The following is a 16,793-nucleotide window of genomic DNA, read 5'->3' as shown; positions in this document are numbered from 1 at the left end:
CACGGGTTGACGCCATGGAAGAAATCGTGGGCGCCTGGTGGCACCGCGCGGTGACGCGCTGGGCCGACCGCTCGCACCCCCAGGCCGCCGTGGAGCTGGCGCAGGTGCAGCGCGCCATCGGCATGCTGTTCCGCGGCGCGGGCGGCGCGGCGGCGGTGCGCATCGCCCCGGCCGTCGAGCGCCGCAGCGGCGGGCCGCGCGGCTGGCTGCAGCGCATGGCCGGCAGCGGCCAGCGCGCCGCGCTGCCGCGGCTGGAGCCCGAGGTGCTGTCGCTGCCGCCGAGCATCGCCGTCTTTGCCGAGGCCGGGCTCAACCGCGCGCTGTACCTGTGGCTGGCTGCCCTGTCCGCCGGCTTCGAGGAGGCCGCCGCCGACGCGCAGGCCGCGCACGCGGGCTGGATCAGCCTGAACCTGGCCGCGGGCCGCCTGGCGCTGCAGCGCTTTCCGGGCCTGCGCGAGCGGCACGCGCGGCTGGTGCAGGCGCATCTGGTGCAGCGGCCCGACCCGCGCCGGCTCAAGGGCCGCGCCGCCGAGGCCGAGGGCGCGGTGCAGGCGGCGCTGCGCGCCTCGCTGTCGGGCGACGATTTCACCTTGCCGCGCGTGGAGGTGCGCCCGGACGAGGTCGCGCCGCTGTGGCTGTGGATCGAGCACGACCCCAGCGCCACGCCGCGGGCCGCCCGGCCCGACGCGGCCGTGCCCGAAGGCGGCGACCGTCGCCCGCCCGGCGTCACCGACCACAAGCGCCGCGCCGCCAGGGAGACCACCGACGACCGCGACGGCAACCCGTTCCTGCTGGTGTTCCGCGCCGAGGCGCTGCTGTCGTGGGACGAGCACGTCAAGGTCAACCGCGGCGACGACGACGCCGACGACGGCAACGCGCTGGACGCGGCCAACGACATGGAGACGCTGTCCATCGCGCCGGACGGGCAGACGCTGGCCTCGCGCGTGAAGTTCGACCTCGACCTGCCCAGCGCCAGCGCCGACGACGTCCCGCTGGGCCCGGGCGTGAAGCTGCCGGAGTGGGACTACAAGGCCGGCGTGCTGCGCCCCGCGCATTGCGCGGTGCAGACCCTCGTGGCGCGGCCGGCCGAGGCCTTCGTGCCGCCGCCGGCCTTGAAGGCCGCGGCGCGGCGCGTGCGCCGGCGCCTGGAGCTGCTGCGCGCGGCGCCGCGCTGGCAGCGCGGCGAGGTGTCCGGGGAGGAGCTGGACCTGGATGCCTGGGTGCGGCTGCAGTGCGACGCCGGCCCGCGCGCCGAGGCGCCGGCCGTGCACCTGCGCCGCGTGAAGGCCGAGCGCAGCCTGGCCACGCTGCTGCTGGCCGACCTGTCGCTGTCCACCGACGCCTACGCCAGCAACGACGCGCGCGTCATCGACGTGATCCGCGACGCCCTGTTCGTCTTCGGCGAGGCGCTCGCGGCCAGCGGCGACGCGTTCGAGATGCTGGGCTTCAGCTCGGTGCGCCGCCAGCACGTGCGCATGCAGCACCTCAAGGGTTTCAATGAGCCTTGGGACGCGACGGCCCGAGCCCGCGTAGGCGTGGTGAAGCCGGGCTACTACACGCGCATGGGCGCGGCCATCCGGCTGGCCACGCAGCGGCTGCAGCAGCGCGGCGAGCGCCAGCGGCTGCTGCTGCTGCTCACCGACGGCAAGCCCAACGACCTGGACCAGTACGAGGGCCGCTACGGCCTGGAGGACACGCGCCACGCCGTGCAGGCCGCGCGCGCCGCCGGGCTGGTGCCCTTCTGCGTGACCATCGACGAGCAGGGGCACGACTACCTGCCCCTGCTGTTCGGCACCAAAGGCTATGCCCAGGTGCACCGTGCCACGGAACTGGTCGGGCGGCTGGCGCAGGTGTACGCCACGCTCACGCGCTGAGTTCCCTGGAGAGGCACCGCGGCGGCGTGCATATGTCACGCCGTGCCACCCCGGCCCGGGGCGCGGCGGTGCCGGCTTGATGCGCATCAAGCACCAGGATGGGGCCGGTTTTCAGAATGTTGCGTCCTCGACCCCGGAAGTACCCACGCCATGGACCTGCGCCAGTTCGACACCCCCCGCTACCTGTCGGTGCTGCCGTTGTTCAACGCGCTGCAGCCGGCCGAGCTGCAGCGCCTGGCCCAGGGCTGCGTGCTGCAGCGCTACGGTCGCGGCGAGGCCGTGTACCGCACGGGCGAGCCCTGCGAGGCCTTCCACGTGGTGGTGACGGGCCAGGTGAAGCTGCATGCCATCTCGCCCGCGGGGCAGGAGAAGGTGGTCGAGCTGGTCGGCCCGGGCAACAGCTTCGGCGAGGCGCTGGTCTTCACCGACAAGCCCTGCGTGATCAACGCCTCGGCGGTGACGGACTCGCTGCTGCTGGGCGTGCGCAAGGAAACGATGTTCGGCGAGATCGCGCGCGAGCCGCGCTTCGCGCTGCGCATGCTCGCGGGCATGTCGCGGCGGCTGCACGGGCTGATCCACGACGTGGAGTCCTACGCGCTGCACAGCGGGCTGCAGCGCGTCATCGGCTACCTGCTGCGCGAGCAGTCGGGCGACGGCGGCGAGGGGGTTTCGACCGTGTCGCTGCCGGTGAGCAAGGCCACCATCGCCTCGCGGCTGTCGATCACGCCGGAATACTTCTCGCGCGTGCTGGGCGAGCTGGAAGCGGCGGGGTTGATCGAGGTGGACAAGCGCGACATCCGCATCCTGGACGCGCAGCGGCTGGCGCGGCACCCGATGCAGTGAGGCGCGGGCCTCGGCGCATCACGGGGCGCTCGTGCGCGGCCCGGTGAGCGTCATGAGGATGTCGGCGTACCAGGCGCAGTTCAGGCCCAGGGCCTCGTCGAGCACCAGGTCGCGGCTGGCCATGTCCATGCGCGAGGAATGCACGCCCAGCAGCTTCCACGGCAGCGGGTCGTTCACCGCTGCCGGCGTGGTGTCGCGCATGAGCACCGGCGCGCCGCTGGTGCCGCGGTGCGTGCGCGCGTCGGTGAGAAAGAAGCCCTTGCCCTGGAAGCGGATGCCGTAGGACGAGGCGATGACGGCCTGGCGCACCACCGGCAGGTGGTGCAGCGCGTCGTGAAAGCCCAGCGGGAAGCCGACGACCAGCAGCGCGGCGCCGACTTCGATGGGTGAATCATGGGCCGGCAGATGCGCCGGCGTGTAGGCCCGCAGCACGCAGCCCGTGGGCAGCGCGCCGCGCTCGATCTCGATGACCGCGACGTCGATCTCGCCGCCGCCGTCCTGGCCGTCGCGCCACACGCTCCTGCCCTCGCGGTACAGCAGCATGGACAGGCCGATGGAGCGGGTCAGGTTGACCGCGTCGGTGTGCAGCTCGATCTCGATGCGGTCGGGAAAGTGCTGGCTGGCCTCGTCGATGACCACGTGCCGGCTCGTCACCAGGAACAGCCGGCCGTCGCGCTCGAAGAAGAAGCCGCTGGCGCCGGTCAACGGCCGCTGGCCGTCGAAGGTGGAGATGCGTGCCGCGGACAGCAGCACGGACTCCGCCGGCGTCGAAGGACTCAGGTGCACGGCGTGGTGCCCCGGTCTGGAAGGGCGTTGAGAACGCCCCAGGCCATTACAGCGAGCGGATGTTGGAAGCCTGCGGGCCCTTCTGGCCTTGCGTGACTTCGAACTCGACGCGCTGGTTCTCGTTCAGGGTCTTGAAGCCCTTGCCCTGGATTTCCTTGAAGTGGGCGAACAGGTCCTTGCCGCCGTCGTCAGGGGTGATGAAGCCGAAGCCCTTGCTCTCGTTGAACCACTTCACGGTTCCGGTTTGCGTCGTCATGGGGTGTCTCCTTGCTAAGACAGTGGGGAAAAAACAGAGGTGTTGGGTGCGTGCGCGCTGAAGGCCTTCAGGCCTCAGCGGCGGCGCTGTTGCGCCGAGGGCGACGGCGGCGGGCCGCGGCGCTCCAGGTGGCGGAACGTGATGCGGCCCTTGCTCAGGTCGTAGGGCGAGAGCTCCAGCGAGACGTTGTCGCCCGCCAGGATGCGGATGTGGTGCTTCTTCATGCGGCCGGCGGCGTAGGCGACGAGCTCATGCCCGTTCTCCAGCGTCACGCGGTAGCGCGAGTCGGGCAGCACTTCGCCGACCACGCCATTCATCTCGATCAGTTCTTCCTTGGCCATGAGGTTTCTCCTGTGTTTGTGAAGGACGTGGTGATGCGCGCGCCATGCGGCGGCTGCGGGCCGGCAGCGGCGCTGCCGATCCATTCCAGTCCCTGCGTGGTGGCGTAATGCAGCGCTTCGCGCGCGGAGGCGAACTCCGGGACGAAGCGCATGACTCGGTCGTGGGTGCCGCTGCCCCGACCGCTGCGGATCGAGACGGAGGCGGCAAAGCGACCCGGGCCGACGGGCCGGGTCAGCGGTGAGACAAGGTATTTGCCTACCTGAATGGAAGATTCGATGGGTAACTTTCTTGGGCACGGACTTTCACGGGGCCGTGCCGGGGCTGACTGAAAACCGCGTGCGAGGTGCACGCAGGCGGCGGATGAACTCGGTCCGGGCGCGGGGCTGCAGGGGTATTCGCTGCGAGCCGGGTGCAACCAGAACGTCGAGATCGCCGTAGCAATCAGCAGCCCTGGAAAAGGAGGGAGATCAACTCGTGATCCGGGCACCTGCCGCTGATCACCGGCCATCGCTAAAAGACCGGTGGCTGCAAATGCCAGGGCTCCAATGTACCACCCCCGGCACCGCAAGCTCCCGGCAAGGTCTCTCGCGGGTGGTCGCCACGGGCCGCAGGTCCGACATGCGGGACGAAAGGCGCCTTTTCAAGCGGGCAAGGCGGGCAAGGCGGGCAAAGCGGCCGGTTCGTCCCTTCAATGCGAGGTGCCCTCGGAACGGGTGATCTTGTTCCAGACGTTGTACTTGCCCACCGGCTTGCTCATGGGCAGGCGCTTGACCTCCTGGAGCGTCTTCGCATCGAACACGATGAGCGCGCCGTCCATCTCCCACACGCTCACCAGCGCGTGGCGGCCGTCCCGGGTGAACTCGGTGTGGGCCAGCGTGCGCCCGGGCTCGCGGATCTGTGCCGCCACCTGCAGCGTGCGCTTGTCGATGAGCGTGAGCGTGTCCCGGGCGCCCGGGCTCATCATCGAGTCGGTCCAGGCGTAGGGCGTGGCCTCGTGGCTGCGCATGAAGAAGCCCGGGCCCGGCGTGGGCACGCTGCGCAGCGGCTGCCACGTCTTCATGTCGATCACGTCGATGGCGCCGCCCTGCAGGTTCGGGCTGGCCAGCACGGTGGTGCCTTCCCAGGCGAAGGTGATGCCCGAGCCCAGGTGCGGCATGCCGGCGATGGGCAGGTCGGCGATCTTCTTGCGGATGTCCAGGTTGACCACCTGCGCCGTGGGCAGCGGGGCGGTCGCGGCCTGCGCGTCGCCGGGCGCCGCTGTCTTGGGCCGCGTCGCGCCCAGCGCGTGGCGGTAGCTCTGGTCGAAGAAGAAGTCGTCCAGCGGCTCGTCCAGCCGCGTGCGGCGGATGCCGAAGGTACCGGCCTTGGCGATGCCCTCACCCATCTTGTAGTCGTGCACGTAGCCGTCGAAGATGGGTTCCGCCTCGGGGTCGTAGCTGATCTCCCAGAGTTCCGGGATGTCCTTGAGCGCGACCACGAAGCTCCTGCGCGGCGCCGCGTCGTACACCGCCGACACGCGCGAGCCGGCCTTGCCGTCGAGCGTGGCGGCGGCGTAGCTCCTTACCAGGTTCAGGTCCGCATCGAACAGCGCCAGCGTGTGCGGCAGGTAGTTGGCCGCCATCACCCACTGGCCGTCGCCGCTCACGGCCACGTTGCGCATGTTCAGCCCCGCCCTCACCTCGGCCACCACCTTCAGGTTCCACAGGTCGTACTTGGTGATCCAGCCGTCGCGCGAGCCGAAGTAGACGAAGCGCCCGTCCGGGCTGAACTTCGGGCCGCCGTGCAGCGCGAAGCGCGAGGCGAAGCGGTGGATGACCTCGAAACGGTTGCCGTCGAGCAGCGAGACGTGGTGGTCGCCGCCTTCCACCACCACGAACAGGTTCATGGGGTCGGCCTTCCAGGCCGGCTCGTGCGGCAAGTCCTTCGCCGCGGCGTTCTCGACGCGCGAGGCGCGGATGTCGGCTTCAGCCCAGGCCGGCGCCGGCGACACGGGCGAGTACACCCACTGCGCCAGGGCCTGGATCTCGTCCCCGGACAGCTGTTCCTTGAAGGCCGGCATCTGCGTCGCCGCCCGGCCGTGGGTGATGACCTTGAGCGCCTCGGCGGGTTTCAGCCGCTCCAGGCTCTGCGGCAGCAGCGCCGGGCCCATGCCGCCCAGGCGTTGTTCGCCGTGGCAGGCGGCGCAGTGCTGCCGGTAGAGCGCGGCGGGCTGCGCCGCCTGGGCGGCCTGCGGCGCGGCGGCTTGGGCTTCGGCGCCGCGCGCGGGCTCCGCGCCCTGGGCCAGGTCGGCGCCCATGGCCACCAGCCCGGCGGCCAGCGCCAGGCGCCATGCGGTCTGCATCCAGGGCTTCATGCCGTCACCTTCATCGGCCGGGGCTGGTGGCGGAAGGGGGTGATCCCGACGCGCGTCGCCGGCCGGCTCAGCCCGATCTCGGCGTCGTCGAGGTAGCAGCCCGGGTCCTCGGCCCAGGCGTCGCCGGTGAGCTGCTGCGCACGCACGCGGGTGTTGCCGCCGCAGATGGGCAGGTAGGCGCAGCCGGCGCAGCGTCCCTTGACGGCGCGCGGCTGCAGCTTCAATCCGGCCATCAGCGGGTCGGATGAATCGTTCCAGATCTGCGAGAACGGCCGCTCCCGCACGCTGCCCAGGTCGTGGTTCCACCACATGGTGTCCGGGTGCACGTGGCCGAGGTTGTCGATGTTGGCCACGTTCAGGCCCGAGGCGTTGCCGCCCCACTGCCGCAGCTGCCGCTCCAGCTGCGGCGCCCACTGCGGCAGGCGCCGGCGCGCCCACATCAGCAGGTACGGGCCGTCGGCGTCGTTGTTGCCGGTGACGTACTCCTCGCCGCCGGCGCGCCGGGCGTCGTCCCAGGCGCGCTCGAACAGTTCATCGAGCGCCTCGCGCGTGGCGTCGAAGCGCGCGTCGCGGCCGCGGTGGATGTTGCCGCGCCCGGCGTAGTTCAGGTGCGAGAAGTAGAACTTGGGGATGCCCTCGGCGCGCATCAGGTCCAGCAGCGGGCGCAGGTCCTGCGCGTTCATGTCCGTCATGGTGTAGCGCAGGCCCACGCGCACGCCGCGGTCGCGCAGCAGCCGCACGGCGGCCAGGCTGCGGTCGAAGGCGCCCTCCAGGCGGCGGAAGCGGTCGTGCACCGCGCCGATGCCGTCCAGGCTGATGCCCACGTAGTCGAAGCCGACCTCGGCGATGCGGTCGGCCCAGCCCGCGTCGATGAGCGTGCCGTTGGTGGACAGTCCCGCGTAGAAGCGCATGGCCTTGGCGCGGCGGCCGATGTCCAGGATGTCCGGGCGCAGCAGCGGCTCGCCGCCGGAGAGGATCAGCACCGGCACGCAGAAGGCCTTGAGGTCGTCCATCACCGCGAACACTTCCTGCGTGTCGAGCTCGCCGGCGTAGTCGTGGTCGGCCGAGAGCGCGTAGCAGTGCTTGCAGGTCAGGTTGCAGCGGCGGATCAGGTTCCAGATCACGACCGGGCCGGGCGGCTTGCGGCCGGTGCCCGGCGGGTAGTGGCCGGTGCGCTCGGCCTCGGCCAGCGCGTGCATGTAGTGGGAGATGCGGAACATGGCTCAGGTCTCCTGGGTGCGGCGCGGGTGCAGGCGCAGCCCGGTCTTCTTGAGCACCGCGCTGCTGAACAGGATGTCGTGGCCGCGGCAGGCCGGGCCCAGCACTTCGGCGAGCACCCGCGCCTGCGCATGCACCGCCTCGCGCGAGCGGCCGTGCAGCATCGCGAACAGGTTGTAGGGCCAGCCTTCGCGGCGCGGGCGGCGGTAGCAGTGGCTCACGCCGGGCAGCTGCCCGATGGCCTCGCCCAGGTCGTCGACCCGCGCGTCGTCCACGTCCCACACGCTCATGCCGTTGGCGACGAAGCCCAGCTTGACGTGGTGCGGCACGGCGCCGATGCGCCGGATCAGCCCGCGCGCGAGCATGTCGGCCATCACCGCGCGCACCGTGGCGTCGTCGGCGCCGACGGCCGCGCCCACGGCCTCGTACGGGCGCTCGACCAGCGGCAGCCCGGTCTGCGTGGCCGCCACGAGCGCGCGCTCGAACGGGGTCAGCGGCCGCGTGTCGGTGCGCACCCGCGCCGGGGCCGGCTTCGGGAAGGCCACGTCCCCGGCGCCGGCCGCGCCGCGCATGGGCAGCCGCAGCTCGACGTGGTACTCGCGCTCCTTCGGAAAGGCCCACACCCGCAGCGCGGTGGCATAGGCGATGCGGCCCAGCGCGGCCTGCGCGCCTTCGGGCGTCTCGGCCGCGACCACGAACCACATGTTGAGCCGGTGCTCACGCCGGTAGTTGTGCGCGACCTCGGGCATGGCGTGCAGCACGCGCGCCACCGCGTCGAAGTCGCCTGCGGGCACTTCCATGGCCGCCAGCACGAACTGCCCGCCGGCGCGCTCGATCTGGAACAGCGGCCCGAAGCGCGTGAGCAGCCCGCGCGCCAGCAGCCGGTGCAGCCGCTCGATGACCTGCGCCTCGCCCATCCCGAGCCGCGCGCCGACCTCGGCGAAGGGCTGCTCGACCAGCGGGAAGCCGCCGTGCAGCTCCTCGATCAGCAGCGCCTCGCCCAGGCTCAGCAGCGGCGCCGGCGCGACCGCGGCGCGTCCGTCGTCGCCGGAGCAGGCGATGGCGCCAGGGTTGGTGTCTTGGTCAGGCATGTTGGAGTTCCTGCGGCATCCCGAAATAGCGCCCGCCGCGCTGGGTGAAGCGGCGGCGGCTGAAGAGCACGGCGCGCGGCACGGCCTGCAGGGCGGCCGCCGCGGTGGCGGCCTGCAGTTGCGCCAGCACCTGCTCGCGCTCGCGCCCGTGGAACATGGCGAACAGGTTGTAGGGCCAGCCCGGCGCGCGCGCGCGGCGGTAGCACAGCGTCACGCCGCCCTGCCGCGCCAGCAGCGCGCCGGCGGCGTCCACCGCGTCGTCATCCACGTCGAACACGCACATCGCGTTCTGGTCGAAACCCAGCTCGTGGTGGCGCACCACCACGCCGAAGCGGCGCAGCGTGCCCTGCTCCAGCCAGCCCTTGAGCGTGGCGAGCACGTCGCCGGTGCTGCGTCCCAGCCGGTCGGCCCACGCGGTGTAAGGCGACTCGACCAGCGGCAAGCCCTCGCCGGCCAGCGCGGCCAGCGGCCGGTCCTCCTGGGCCACCGCGGCCACGGCCGGCGAGTGCGCCAGCGCCATGCGCCGGCGCTTCGCGTCGAGGAGGTCGAAGCCCAGGTCGATGCGGTAGGCGCGCAGCATCGGCAGGCGCAGCGCGCGCAAGCCCGTGGCGACATCGAGCTGATCGACCGCGGCATGGATGGCGGCGCGGTCGGGACCGGTGATCACGAACCACAAGTTGAAACCGTGCTCGCGCTCGTAGTTGTGGTTGACGCCGGGATGGGCCGAGACGATGGCGGCCACGTGCTCCAGCGCGTCGGCGCCCGCGGCGTAGGCGCACAGCATGGCCGCGCCGCCGGCGCCGGCGGCGAAGACGCCGCCGATGCGGCCGAGGCTTCCTTCAGCCTGCAGCGCGCGGTAGTGGTGCAGCACCTGGTGCGCACCGCAGCCGAGCTCGCGGCCCAGCGCGTCGAAGGGGCGCGGCAGCAGCGGAAAGCCGTGCTGCCAGTCGTTGAGCAGGCGCAGCCAGTCGTTCATGTCACAGCCCCACCCTCGCGGCGCGGCTGGTGAAGAAGATGCCGCTGGGCGCCTCCAGCGGCAGCTGCGCCAGCGTGTCGAAGCCGTCGGTGGCGATCACGGAGACGCGGTTCGCGTCGCGCGAGCTGATCCACACCGCCTCGCCGCGCGGCGTGAACTCCAGGTGCAGCACCGCGGCCCCGGGCTCCAGCGTGCGCACCACGCGGCGCGAGGGCGTGTCGATGACCTGCACGCGGTGGTAGTCGGGCACGGCGAAGTTGACCCACACCTGGCGCCCGTCCGGGCGCGCCATCACGAACACCGGCTGCCCGGCCACCGGGATGCGGGCGACCTCGGCCCAGGTTTCGGTGTCCACCACCAGCACCTCGTGGCGGCCGATGGCGGGCAGCCAGGCATGGCGCCCGGCCACGGCCCAGCCGCGCAGGTGCGGCATCTTGAACACCGGCAGCGGCGCCTCGCCGCGGCCGTAGCCGGCCAGGATGCGGCGCGCCTGCGGCTGCTCGTCCCACAGGTCGATCAGCGCCAGGCCGTCCTCGCCGAACAGGCCCGCGATGTAGTGCCGGCCGTTGGGCGTGACCAGCGCGTCGTAGGGCTGCTTCCCGATGTCGCGGAACCTGGTGACCCTGGGCGACCGGGGCTCGGACAGGTCGGCAATCCAGATCTCGCCCGCGTCGAAGAGCGCGTAGATGAAGCGGTTGCCCGGCAGGTCGGCCAGGCCGACCACGCGCGAGGCGCGGCCGTCGGCACCCACGGCGGGGATGTCGGCGACGGGCTCCAGCGTGCGCGTGTCGAACACCTTGATGCCGCCGGGCTGGTAGTTCTGCGCGGCCACCAGGCGCCCGTCCTGCGAGATGGCGCCGCCGATGGAGTTGCCGGCCTGCATCACGCGCCCGGTGAGCTTCATCTGCAGCAGGTCCACGCGGCTCATGGCGCCGTCGCGGCCGAAGACGAAGGCGCTGGCGGCGTCGCGCGAGAACACCACCGAGGCATGCGACAGGTCGCCCAGGCCCCCGACCTCGGCCAGCACGCGCGGCCGGCTGGTGTTGACGATGGCCAGCTTGCCGGTTGCGCGCTCGACCACCACGCCCAGGTCGCCCGTGCCCATGCTGGGCATGGCGGCGGCCGTGGCGCCGGAGGGTGAAGCAGGCGTGCCGGCGCAGCCGGCCAGGCCCAGCAGCGCGGCGCTGCCGGCGGCGGATTGCAGCCAGTGGCGGCGGTTCATCATTGGCTGTCCTCCGGCACGCCCGCGTGCAGCTTGCGGGCGAGCCACTGCGCCTCGTCGGCGCTCATGAAGCGGTTCCAGCCGGGCATGGGCGTGCCGGGCCGGCCGTGGAAGATGGTGGCGGCCAGGCTGTCCAGCGGCATTTCCGCCAGCGCCTGGCGCGTGAGCGCGGGGCCGAGCCCGCCGGTCAGGCGCATGCCGTGGCACGAGCCGCAGTCCTGGCGCAGCAGGCGCATGAGCTGCGCCTGGCGCGCCGGCGCGGGGTCCCGCGCGGGCGCGGCGTCCTGCGCAAGAGCGCCGGCACAGGCCAGCGCGAGCGCCAGGGCGGGCAGCAGCGGCTTCATGGCCCGGTGCTCAGGACTTGAGGATCGACTCGACCGCGGACTGCAGCTCGGCGTCGCCGATCTTGTCGGCGCCGTGCGCGGGCATGGGGGTCGGGCCGAAGCTGCCCGCGCCGCCCTTGCGCACCTTCTCGGTGAGCTTGGCGACGGCGCCGTCCTGGCCCTTGTACTTGGCAGCGATCTCCTTGAAGGCGGGGCCGACGAGCTTCTTGTCCTTGGCATGGCAGGCCATGCAGCCGGCCTTGCTCATGGCGGCGTCGGCATCGGCGAAGGCCGGCGCCGTCGCGAGCGCGGCCAGCGCCGCGGCGGTGGCGATGAGAACGGATTTCATGGGGCTGGTCTGTGGGTCCGGCACGGGCCACCCCCTGCCGCCCGGCGCCGCTCCCGTGAGAAGGGAGCAAGGCGGACGGGGGTTGCGGCCTCAACGCACGGCGGTCAGTAGACGTCGTGCTGCGTGTTGTGGATGTTGAAGTGGCCCGTGGGCGTGACCAGGCGCGGGTCCTTGATCACGGCCTTGAGCTTGAGCGTCTTGTCGTCCACGACCACCAGCGCGCTCTGCTTGTCCTTGGCCGACCACACCGAGAACCAGACCTCGTCGCCGGCCTTGTTGTACTCGGGCTGCACCACGCGCATGGCGCCGCCGTCGTTCATGCCTGCCCACTCGGCGATCGGCAGCACGGTGAAGCCCTTGTCCAGGTGCTTGATGTCGTACACCGCCACCGACTGCGACATCTTCGGGTCCGGGTTGAGCGGCGTGTCGATGTAGAGGTGGTCGGACTTCGGGTGGCTCTTGAGGAAGAGGTTGCCGCCGCCCTGGCCCTTGAGCGTCTGTACCACCTTGAAGGCCTGGGCCTTGTGCTTGACGGGATCGGTGCCGATCAGCGAGATGGTCTCGTCGCCCAGGTGGCCCGTGGCCCACACCGGGCCGTACTTCGGGTGCGTGAAGTTCGCGCCGCGGCCCGGGTGCGGGATCTTGCCCACGTCCACCAGCGCGGCCAGCTTGTCCTCCTTGGCGTCGATCACGCCGATCTTGTTGGACTGGTTGGCCGCCACCATGAAGTAGCGCTTGGAGGCGTCCCAGCCGCCGTCGTGCAGGAAGCGGGCGTTGGCGATCTCCGTGACCTTGAGCGCGTCGAGGTTGGAGTAGTCCACCATCAGCGTCTTGCCGGTTTCCTTGACGTTGACGATGAACTCGGGCTTGTAGTGCGAGGCCACGATCGAGGCCACGCGCGGCTCGGGGTGGTACTCCTGCTTGTCCACGGTCATGCCGCGGGTGCCCACGATCTTCAGCGGCTCCAGGGTGTCGCCCCTCATGATCACGTACTGCGGCGGCCAGTAGGCGCCGGCGATGGCGAGCTTGTCGGTGAAGTCGCCGCCCTTGCCCTTGTACTTGGAGGTGTCCACCGAGCGGGCTTCGAGGCCGATGCGGATCTCGGCCACGTTGTCGGGCTTGGCCATCCACAGGTCGATCATGTTGACGCGGCCGTCGCGCCCGATCACGTACAGGAAGCGGCCGGAGGCGGAGGTGCGCGAGATGTGCACCGCGTAGCCGGTCTTGACGATGTTGATGATCTGCTTGGTGTCGCCGTCGATCAGCGCCACCTCGCCGCTGTCGCGCAGCGTGGTGGAGAAGATGTTGGCGATGTTGTAGTTGTTCTCCTTCTTCGTCGGGCGCTTCTCGGGCGGGACCATGACCTTCCAGGTGCCCTTCATCTCGGCCATGCCCCACTCCGGCGGCTGCGGAGGGTCTTGCTGGATGTAGCGGGCCATGAGGTCGACTTCCTTGTCGTCGAACTCGCCGGAGGTCAGCCAGTTGGGCATACCCGCGGCCGAGCCGTAGGCGATGAAGACCTTGAGGTAGTCGGTGCCCTTGGCCAGCGTGATGTCCGGGGTCAGCGGCTTGCCGGTGGCGCCCTTGCGCAGCACGCCGTGGCAGCCGGCGCAGCGCTCGAAGTAGATCTTGCGCGCCTTGTCGAACTCGGCCTGCGTCATCGGCGGGGCCTTGGGGTTGGTGCTCTGGTACATCGGCTCGCTGCCCACGGGCGAGCCGCCGGCCTGGTAGCCGGCTTCGGGCGCGGAGGTGTGCGGCTTGGGGGCGTCCTGGGCCTGGGCCTGCAGCGCCACGGCGGCAAGCAATGCGGCGGCGGCCAGGGTTGTGAACTCGTAGGTCTTCATGTGAACGACTCCTCGTGGGGCTGCGGTCTTGTTGAGCCGGTGGCGATGCTCCGCACCGGGCCCCGGGGCGTCCTTGAACTGGTTCAAGGACGCGGACACTGCCCGTGCAGACCATGGCAACCGACATGAACACATGAGCCCGATCAAGTCATGAGCGTCCTCGACGAACCGCTGTACTTCGGCACCGCGCCGCATGAATACCCAGCGCGCGCCGCGCGCGTCACGCTGGTGGGCGCCGGCCCGGGCGACCCGGAGCTGCTGACGGTGCGCGCCGCGCGAGCGCTAGGCAGCGCGTCGCTGGTGCTCTACGACCACCTGGTCTCGCGCGACGTGCTGCGCTTGGTGCCCGAAGGGGCGGACCTGATCTACGTGGGCAAGGAAAGCGCGCACCACACGCTGCCGCAGGAGGACATCTGCGCGCTGATGGTTCGCCTGGCGCGCAGCGGGCGCGCGCTGGTGCGGCTCAAGGGCGGCGATCCCTACATCTTCGGCCGCGGCGGCGAGGAGGCGCAGGCGCTGGCCGCGGCGGGCGTGCCGTTCGAAGTGGTGCCGGGCATCAGCGCGGCGCAGGCGGCCGCCGCCGAGGCCGGCATGCCGCTGACGCACCGCGACCACGCCACCTCGGTGGTGCTGGCCACGGGCCACCGCCGCGCCGACGCCGGCGACGAGCTCGACATGGACTGGGCCGCGCTGGCGCGCCCGCGCCAGACGGTGGTGATCTACATGGGCGTGTCCAACCTGGGCCCGATCTGCGCCCGGCTGGCGGCCCACGGCCTGAGCCCGGAGACGCCCGCGGCGCTGGTGGAGCGCGCCTCGCAGCCCGGCAGCCGCCGCGTGGTGGGCACGCTGCAGTCGCTGCCCGCGCTGGCGCTGCTGCACGCGGTACGCGCGCCGGCGCTGCTGATCGTGGGCGGGGTGGTGACGCTGCACCAGGCGCTGGGCAGCTGCACGATGGCCGGCGTGGCCACGGCGTGAAAAGGCCCGCGTCAGCGGGCCCTTTCCCCAACATGTTGGCGGCGGTGGCATCAGCCTCGCCGCGCGGCATGCCTTACGCCCCGATGGTGCCGCCGTCCGTGCGCGTGACCACGACCGTGGCCGAGCGCGGGCGCTTCGTGGAGGCGGGGTTGACCTGGCTGTCCGGCCAGTGGCTGGTCGGCGCGGCCAGGCTGCCGTCCTCGCCCGGGTGCTGCACGTTGATGAAGAGGGTCTTGTGGTCGGGCGTCATGGCGATGCCCGTGATCTCGCATTCCCTGGGGCCCACCAGGAAGCGGCGCACCGTCTCGGCGGTTGCATTCGCACCCTTGATCGTGGCCGTGCCGCCCGCGGCGGTGACCGCGCCGCCGTCGCCCACCTGCCCCGGCACGGCGGCCAGCATCATGCAGTTGGTCACGTCGGTGTAGGCGCCGTCGTCGGTCTGGATCCACAGCAGGCCGCGCGCGTCGAAGCACAGGCCGTCGGGGCTGGAGAAGTCGTTCACCGCCGTGAGCCCGGAGAGGTTCACGTCGGCCGCGGCGTCGCCCTCGGCGCCGAAGAGGTAGATGTCCCAGGCGAACGTGGTGGCCGCGACCGAGTTGCCGGCCTCGCGCCAGCGGATGATGTGGCCGTTGGGGTTGCTCTTGTTGCCCTCGCCGTCGTCGTAGAAGCGCGGGTTGGCGGCGTCGGGCCTGGCCTGGCGCCCGGTCAGGGCGGCGGTGGAGGCCGGATCGACGCGGTTGCTCGAGTTGTTGTTGGTCAGCGTCATGTACGCCTCGCCGTTGCGCGGGTTGACCGCGCCCCACTCCGGGCGGTCCATCTTGGTGGCGCCCACCACGTCGCCGGCCAGCCGCGCGTGCGTCACCACGTCGGCCTGGTCGGCGAAGGCATAGGTGGTGTTGGTGGCGGTCAGGCCGTTCTTGCCGTGGGTCAGCTCGATCCACTGGCCGCTGCCGTCGGCATTGAACTTCGCCACGTACAGCGTGCCCTCGTCGAGGTACTTGGCGCCGGCGGCCAGGCCGCGGCCCACGTCGGCCGGGTCCCACACGGCCCTGGAGACGAACTTGTAGATGTACTCGTTTCGCGCGTCGTCGCCCATGTACCAGACCAGCGGCTGCCCGGCCACGGCCGGCGCGGGCCAGGCGCCCTCGTGGTTGAAGCGGCCCAGCGCGGTGCGCTTCACCGGCGCGGCGTCCGGGTTGAAGGGGTCGATCTCCACCACCCAGCCGAAGGTGTTGAAGACGTTGCGGTAGTCCTCGGCGGCGCTGGCACCGACCACGGACGAGGTCCAGCGCGCGAACAGGTCGTCGCTGCCGGCGGTGTTCCACAGGTACGGGCTGCGGCGTCCTTCGGGCAGGCCGTAGCGTTTGAGCGCGTCAACTTCCTTGAGGGTGCGCGCCGCGTCATCGCCCGCGGCGCGCGCGATGACGTTGAGGAAGTTCTCCTCGCATGTCAGGTACGTGCCCCACGGCGTGTAGCCGTTGGCGCAGTTGTTGTTGGTGCCGCGGGTCCTGACGCCCGTGGGCGAGAACTTCGTGACCATGAGCGCGCTGCCGCGCGCCGGGCCGGCGATGTCCATCTCGGTGGCCGAGGTGACGCGGCGGTTGAAGCGCGAGCCGCGCACCATGCTCACCGCCGTGCCGCTGGCGCCGCGGCGCACCTCGCACACGCTCACGCCGTGGGCGTAGATCTCCTTCTCCACTTCCGCCGGCACGGTGCGCACGTTGTCGGCCACCGTGCGGCCGCTGGCGTGCAGCACGTAGGGGCCGACCACGTACTCGTGGTTCACGCACAGCAGCCCGCGGTCGGAGCGGTTCACCTCGAACGTGCCGGCTTCGGACAGGCCGAACCAGTGCATGCCGTCGTGGCCGTCGCCGACGCGGCGCTCGTAGGACTGGGCGCTCTCGCTGCCGTCGTCCTTCCAGGAGGCGTCGCCCCAGTGCAGCGGGTCGCCCAGCGCGTGCAGGATGCTGACCTGGTAGCCCGCGGGCACGGTGACGCGGTCGTCGAGGTTCTTAGCCACGGCGTCGAAGCCCAGGCGCAGCGCCTGCGGGGTCTCGGTCGCGGTGTCGTCGTCGTCGTTGCCGCCGCCGCAGGCGGTCAGGGCCGTGCTGCCCAGCAGCACGCCGGCCGTGACGCTGACGCCGCCGCGCAGCGCCTGGCGCCGGCTCAGCCGTGCCGCCAGCAGCTGGTTCATGTGCGCGTTGGCGCTGGGGTTGACGATCGCGTCGTCGTCGTAGGTGTTGGCTTCGGCGGCGGGCGAAAGGTTTTGGTTCATCGCTGGGTGCTTGTGTGTGACAAAACACCGCGATTCTTGAAAGTCCGTGTGTCAGAGCCGTGAACG

Annotated in this window: 16 protein-coding genes; 3 read left to right on the top strand and 13 right to left on the bottom strand. The window is 71.5% G+C overall.

What is annotated here, in order from left to right:
• The first annotated feature begins 14 nt into the window (after window positions 1-14).
• The gene (locus FJ694_RS14920) at window positions 15-1,874 is read left to right on the top strand and encodes a nitric oxide reductase activation protein NorD (protein ID WP_157268037.1); all 1,860 of its coding nucleotides are present in this window, start codon (window positions 15-17) and stop codon (window positions 1,872-1,874) included.
• 150 nt (window positions 1,875-2,024) lie between these two features.
• Window positions 2,025-2,717, top strand: coding sequence for a Crp/Fnr family transcriptional regulator (locus tag FJ694_RS14915; protein WP_157268036.1), 693 nt, complete (start codon window positions 2,025-2,027; stop codon window positions 2,715-2,717).
• Window positions 2,718-2,735: 18 nt separating this feature from the next.
• Here FJ694_RS14915 and FJ694_RS14910 read toward each other — a convergent pair whose 3' ends face one another.
• The 12 genes from FJ694_RS14910 to FJ694_RS14855 all read right to left on the bottom strand — a co-directional run bounded on the left by FJ694_RS14910 (window position 2,736) and on the right by FJ694_RS14855 (window position 13,477).
• Window positions 2,736-3,503 carry a S1 family peptidase gene (locus FJ694_RS14910; RefSeq protein WP_232540040.1) on the bottom strand — a complete coding sequence of 256 codons (768 nt, stop codon included), beginning with the start codon at window positions 3,501-3,503 and terminating at the stop codon, window positions 2,736-2,738.
• A 46-nt stretch (window positions 3,504-3,549) separates the two neighbouring features.
• Window positions 3,550-3,759, bottom strand: a complete 210-nt coding sequence (gene cspE / locus FJ694_RS14905) for a transcription antiterminator/RNA stability regulator CspE (RefSeq protein ID WP_157268035.1) — start codon at window positions 3,757-3,759, stop codon at window positions 3,550-3,552.
• Window positions 3,760-3,833: 74 nt separating this feature from the next.
• On the bottom strand, window positions 3,834-4,100 hold the full coding sequence (gene infA / locus FJ694_RS14900; RefSeq protein ID WP_157268034.1) for a translation initiation factor IF-1: 267 nt from the start codon (window positions 4,098-4,100) through the stop codon (window positions 3,834-3,836).
• Window positions 4,082-4,252: a hypothetical protein gene (locus FJ694_RS37950; RefSeq protein WP_375140218.1), complete on the bottom strand. Its 171-nt coding sequence runs from the start codon at window positions 4,250-4,252 to the stop codon at window positions 4,082-4,084. Before FJ694_RS37950 ends, infA begins: the two co-directional genes overlap by 19 nt.
• A gap of 537 nt (window positions 4,253-4,789) precedes the next feature.
• Entirely contained in the window at window positions 4,790-6,454 is a 1,665-nt protein-coding gene (locus FJ694_RS14890) for a cytochrome D1 domain-containing protein (RefSeq protein WP_232540039.1), read from the bottom strand.
• The gene (gene nirJ, locus FJ694_RS14885; RefSeq protein WP_157268033.1) at window positions 6,451-7,674 is read right to left on the bottom strand and encodes a heme d1 biosynthesis radical SAM protein NirJ; all 1,224 of its coding nucleotides are present in this window, start codon (window positions 7,672-7,674) and stop codon (window positions 6,451-6,453) included. Before nirJ ends, FJ694_RS14890 begins: the two co-directional genes overlap by 4 nt.
• Window positions 7,675-7,677: 3 nt before the next feature.
• Window positions 7,678-8,763, bottom strand: coding sequence for a siroheme decarboxylase subunit beta (ahbB, locus tag FJ694_RS37115; protein ID WP_232540038.1), 1,086 nt, complete (start codon window positions 8,761-8,763; stop codon window positions 7,678-7,680).
• Window positions 8,756-9,739, bottom strand: coding sequence for a siroheme decarboxylase subunit beta (ahbB, locus tag FJ694_RS14875; RefSeq protein WP_157268032.1), 984 nt, complete (start codon window positions 9,737-9,739; stop codon window positions 8,756-8,758). The genes ahbB (FJ694_RS37115) and ahbB (FJ694_RS14875) overlap by 8 nt, the downstream gene beginning before the upstream one ends.
• 1 nt (window position 9,740) lies before the next feature.
• Window positions 9,741-10,961: a cytochrome D1 domain-containing protein gene (locus FJ694_RS14870; RefSeq protein ID WP_157268031.1), complete on the bottom strand. Its 1,221-nt coding sequence runs from the start codon at window positions 10,959-10,961 to the stop codon at window positions 9,741-9,743.
• Window positions 10,961-11,305, bottom strand: coding sequence for a c-type cytochrome (locus tag FJ694_RS14865; protein ID WP_157268030.1), 345 nt, complete (start codon window positions 11,303-11,305; stop codon window positions 10,961-10,963). Before FJ694_RS14865 ends, FJ694_RS14870 begins: the two co-directional genes overlap by 1 nt.
• 10 nt (window positions 11,306-11,315) lie before the next feature.
• The gene (locus FJ694_RS14860; RefSeq protein ID WP_157268029.1) at window positions 11,316-11,633 is read right to left on the bottom strand and encodes a c-type cytochrome; all 318 of its coding nucleotides are present in this window, start codon (window positions 11,631-11,633) and stop codon (window positions 11,316-11,318) included.
• Between the two features lie 104 nt (window positions 11,634-11,737).
• The gene (locus tag FJ694_RS14855; protein ID WP_157268028.1) at window positions 11,738-13,477 is read right to left on the bottom strand and encodes a nitrite reductase; all 1,740 of its coding nucleotides are present in this window, start codon (window positions 13,475-13,477) and stop codon (window positions 11,738-11,740) included.
• Window positions 13,478-13,627: 150 nt separating this feature from the next.
• Between FJ694_RS14855 and cobA the strand changes: the two genes are divergently transcribed.
• Window positions 13,628-14,452 carry a uroporphyrinogen-III C-methyltransferase gene (gene cobA, locus FJ694_RS14850; RefSeq protein ID WP_157268027.1) on the top strand — a complete coding sequence of 275 codons (825 nt, stop codon included), beginning with the start codon at window positions 13,628-13,630 and terminating at the stop codon, window positions 14,450-14,452.
• Window positions 14,453-14,525: 73 nt separating this feature from the next.
• Here the strand turns inward: cobA and FJ694_RS14845 are convergent, their stop codons facing one another.
• The gene (locus FJ694_RS14845; RefSeq protein ID WP_157268026.1) at window positions 14,526-16,727 is read right to left on the bottom strand and encodes a PhoX family protein; all 2,202 of its coding nucleotides are present in this window, start codon (window positions 16,725-16,727) and stop codon (window positions 14,526-14,528) included.
• Between the last annotated feature and the right edge of the window lie 66 nt (window positions 16,728-16,793).

Origin of the sequence: Azohydromonas aeria (assembly GCF_009760915.1) — a bacterium.
GTDB classification, from domain to species: Bacteria; Pseudomonadota; Gammaproteobacteria; order Burkholderiales; family Burkholderiaceae_C; genus Azohydromonas; species Azohydromonas aeria.
The sequence above is the reverse complement of the archived record's forward strand: the minus strand, read 5'-3'. Positions and strand labels throughout refer to the sequence as shown.

Coding starts and splice junctions, on each gene's coding strand:
- FJ694_RS14915 (WP_157268036.1), top strand. CDS start 2,025: ATGGACCTGCGCCAGTTCGACACCCCCCGCTACCTGTCGGTGCTGCCG.
- nirJ (WP_157268033.1), bottom strand. CDS start 7,674: ATGTTCCGCATCTCCCACTACATGCACGCGCTGGCCGAGGCCGAGCGC.
- FJ694_RS14855 (WP_157268028.1), bottom strand. CDS start 13,477: ATGAAGACCTACGAGTTCACAACCCTGGCCGCCGCCGCATTGCTTGCC.
- cspE (WP_157268035.1), bottom strand. CDS start 3,759: ATGACGACGCAAACCGGAACCGTGAAGTGGTTCAACGAGAGCAAGGGC.
- FJ694_RS14865 (WP_157268030.1), bottom strand. CDS start 11,305: ATGAAGCCGCTGCTGCCCGCCCTGGCGCTCGCGCTGGCCTGTGCCGGC.
- FJ694_RS14860 (WP_157268029.1), bottom strand. CDS start 11,633: ATGAAATCCGTTCTCATCGCCACCGCCGCGGCGCTGGCCGCGCTCGCG.
- cobA (WP_157268027.1), top strand. CDS start 13,628: ATGAGCGTCCTCGACGAACCGCTGTACTTCGGCACCGCGCCGCATGAA.
- infA (WP_157268034.1), bottom strand. CDS start 4,100: ATGGCCAAGGAAGAACTGATCGAGATGAATGGCGTGGTCGGCGAAGTG.
- ahbB (WP_232540038.1), bottom strand. CDS start 8,763: ATGCCTGACCAAGACACCAACCCTGGCGCCATCGCCTGCTCCGGCGAC.
- FJ694_RS14920 (WP_157268037.1), top strand. CDS start 15: ATGGAAGAAATCGTGGGCGCCTGGTGGCACCGCGCGGTGACGCGCTGG.
- FJ694_RS14890 (WP_232540039.1), bottom strand. CDS start 6,454: ATGAAGCCCTGGATGCAGACCGCATGGCGCCTGGCGCTGGCCGCCGGG.
- ahbB (WP_157268032.1), bottom strand. CDS start 9,739: ATGAACGACTGGCTGCGCCTGCTCAACGACTGGCAGCACGGCTTTCCG.
- FJ694_RS14870 (WP_157268031.1), bottom strand. CDS start 10,961: ATGAACCGCCGCCACTGGCTGCAATCCGCCGCCGGCAGCGCCGCGCTG.
- FJ694_RS37950 (WP_375140218.1), bottom strand. CDS start 4,252: ATGCGCTTCGTCCCGGAGTTCGCCTCCGCGCGCGAAGCGCTGCATTAC.
- FJ694_RS14845 (WP_157268026.1), bottom strand. CDS start 16,727: ATGAACCAAAACCTTTCGCCCGCCGCCGAAGCCAACACCTACGACGAC.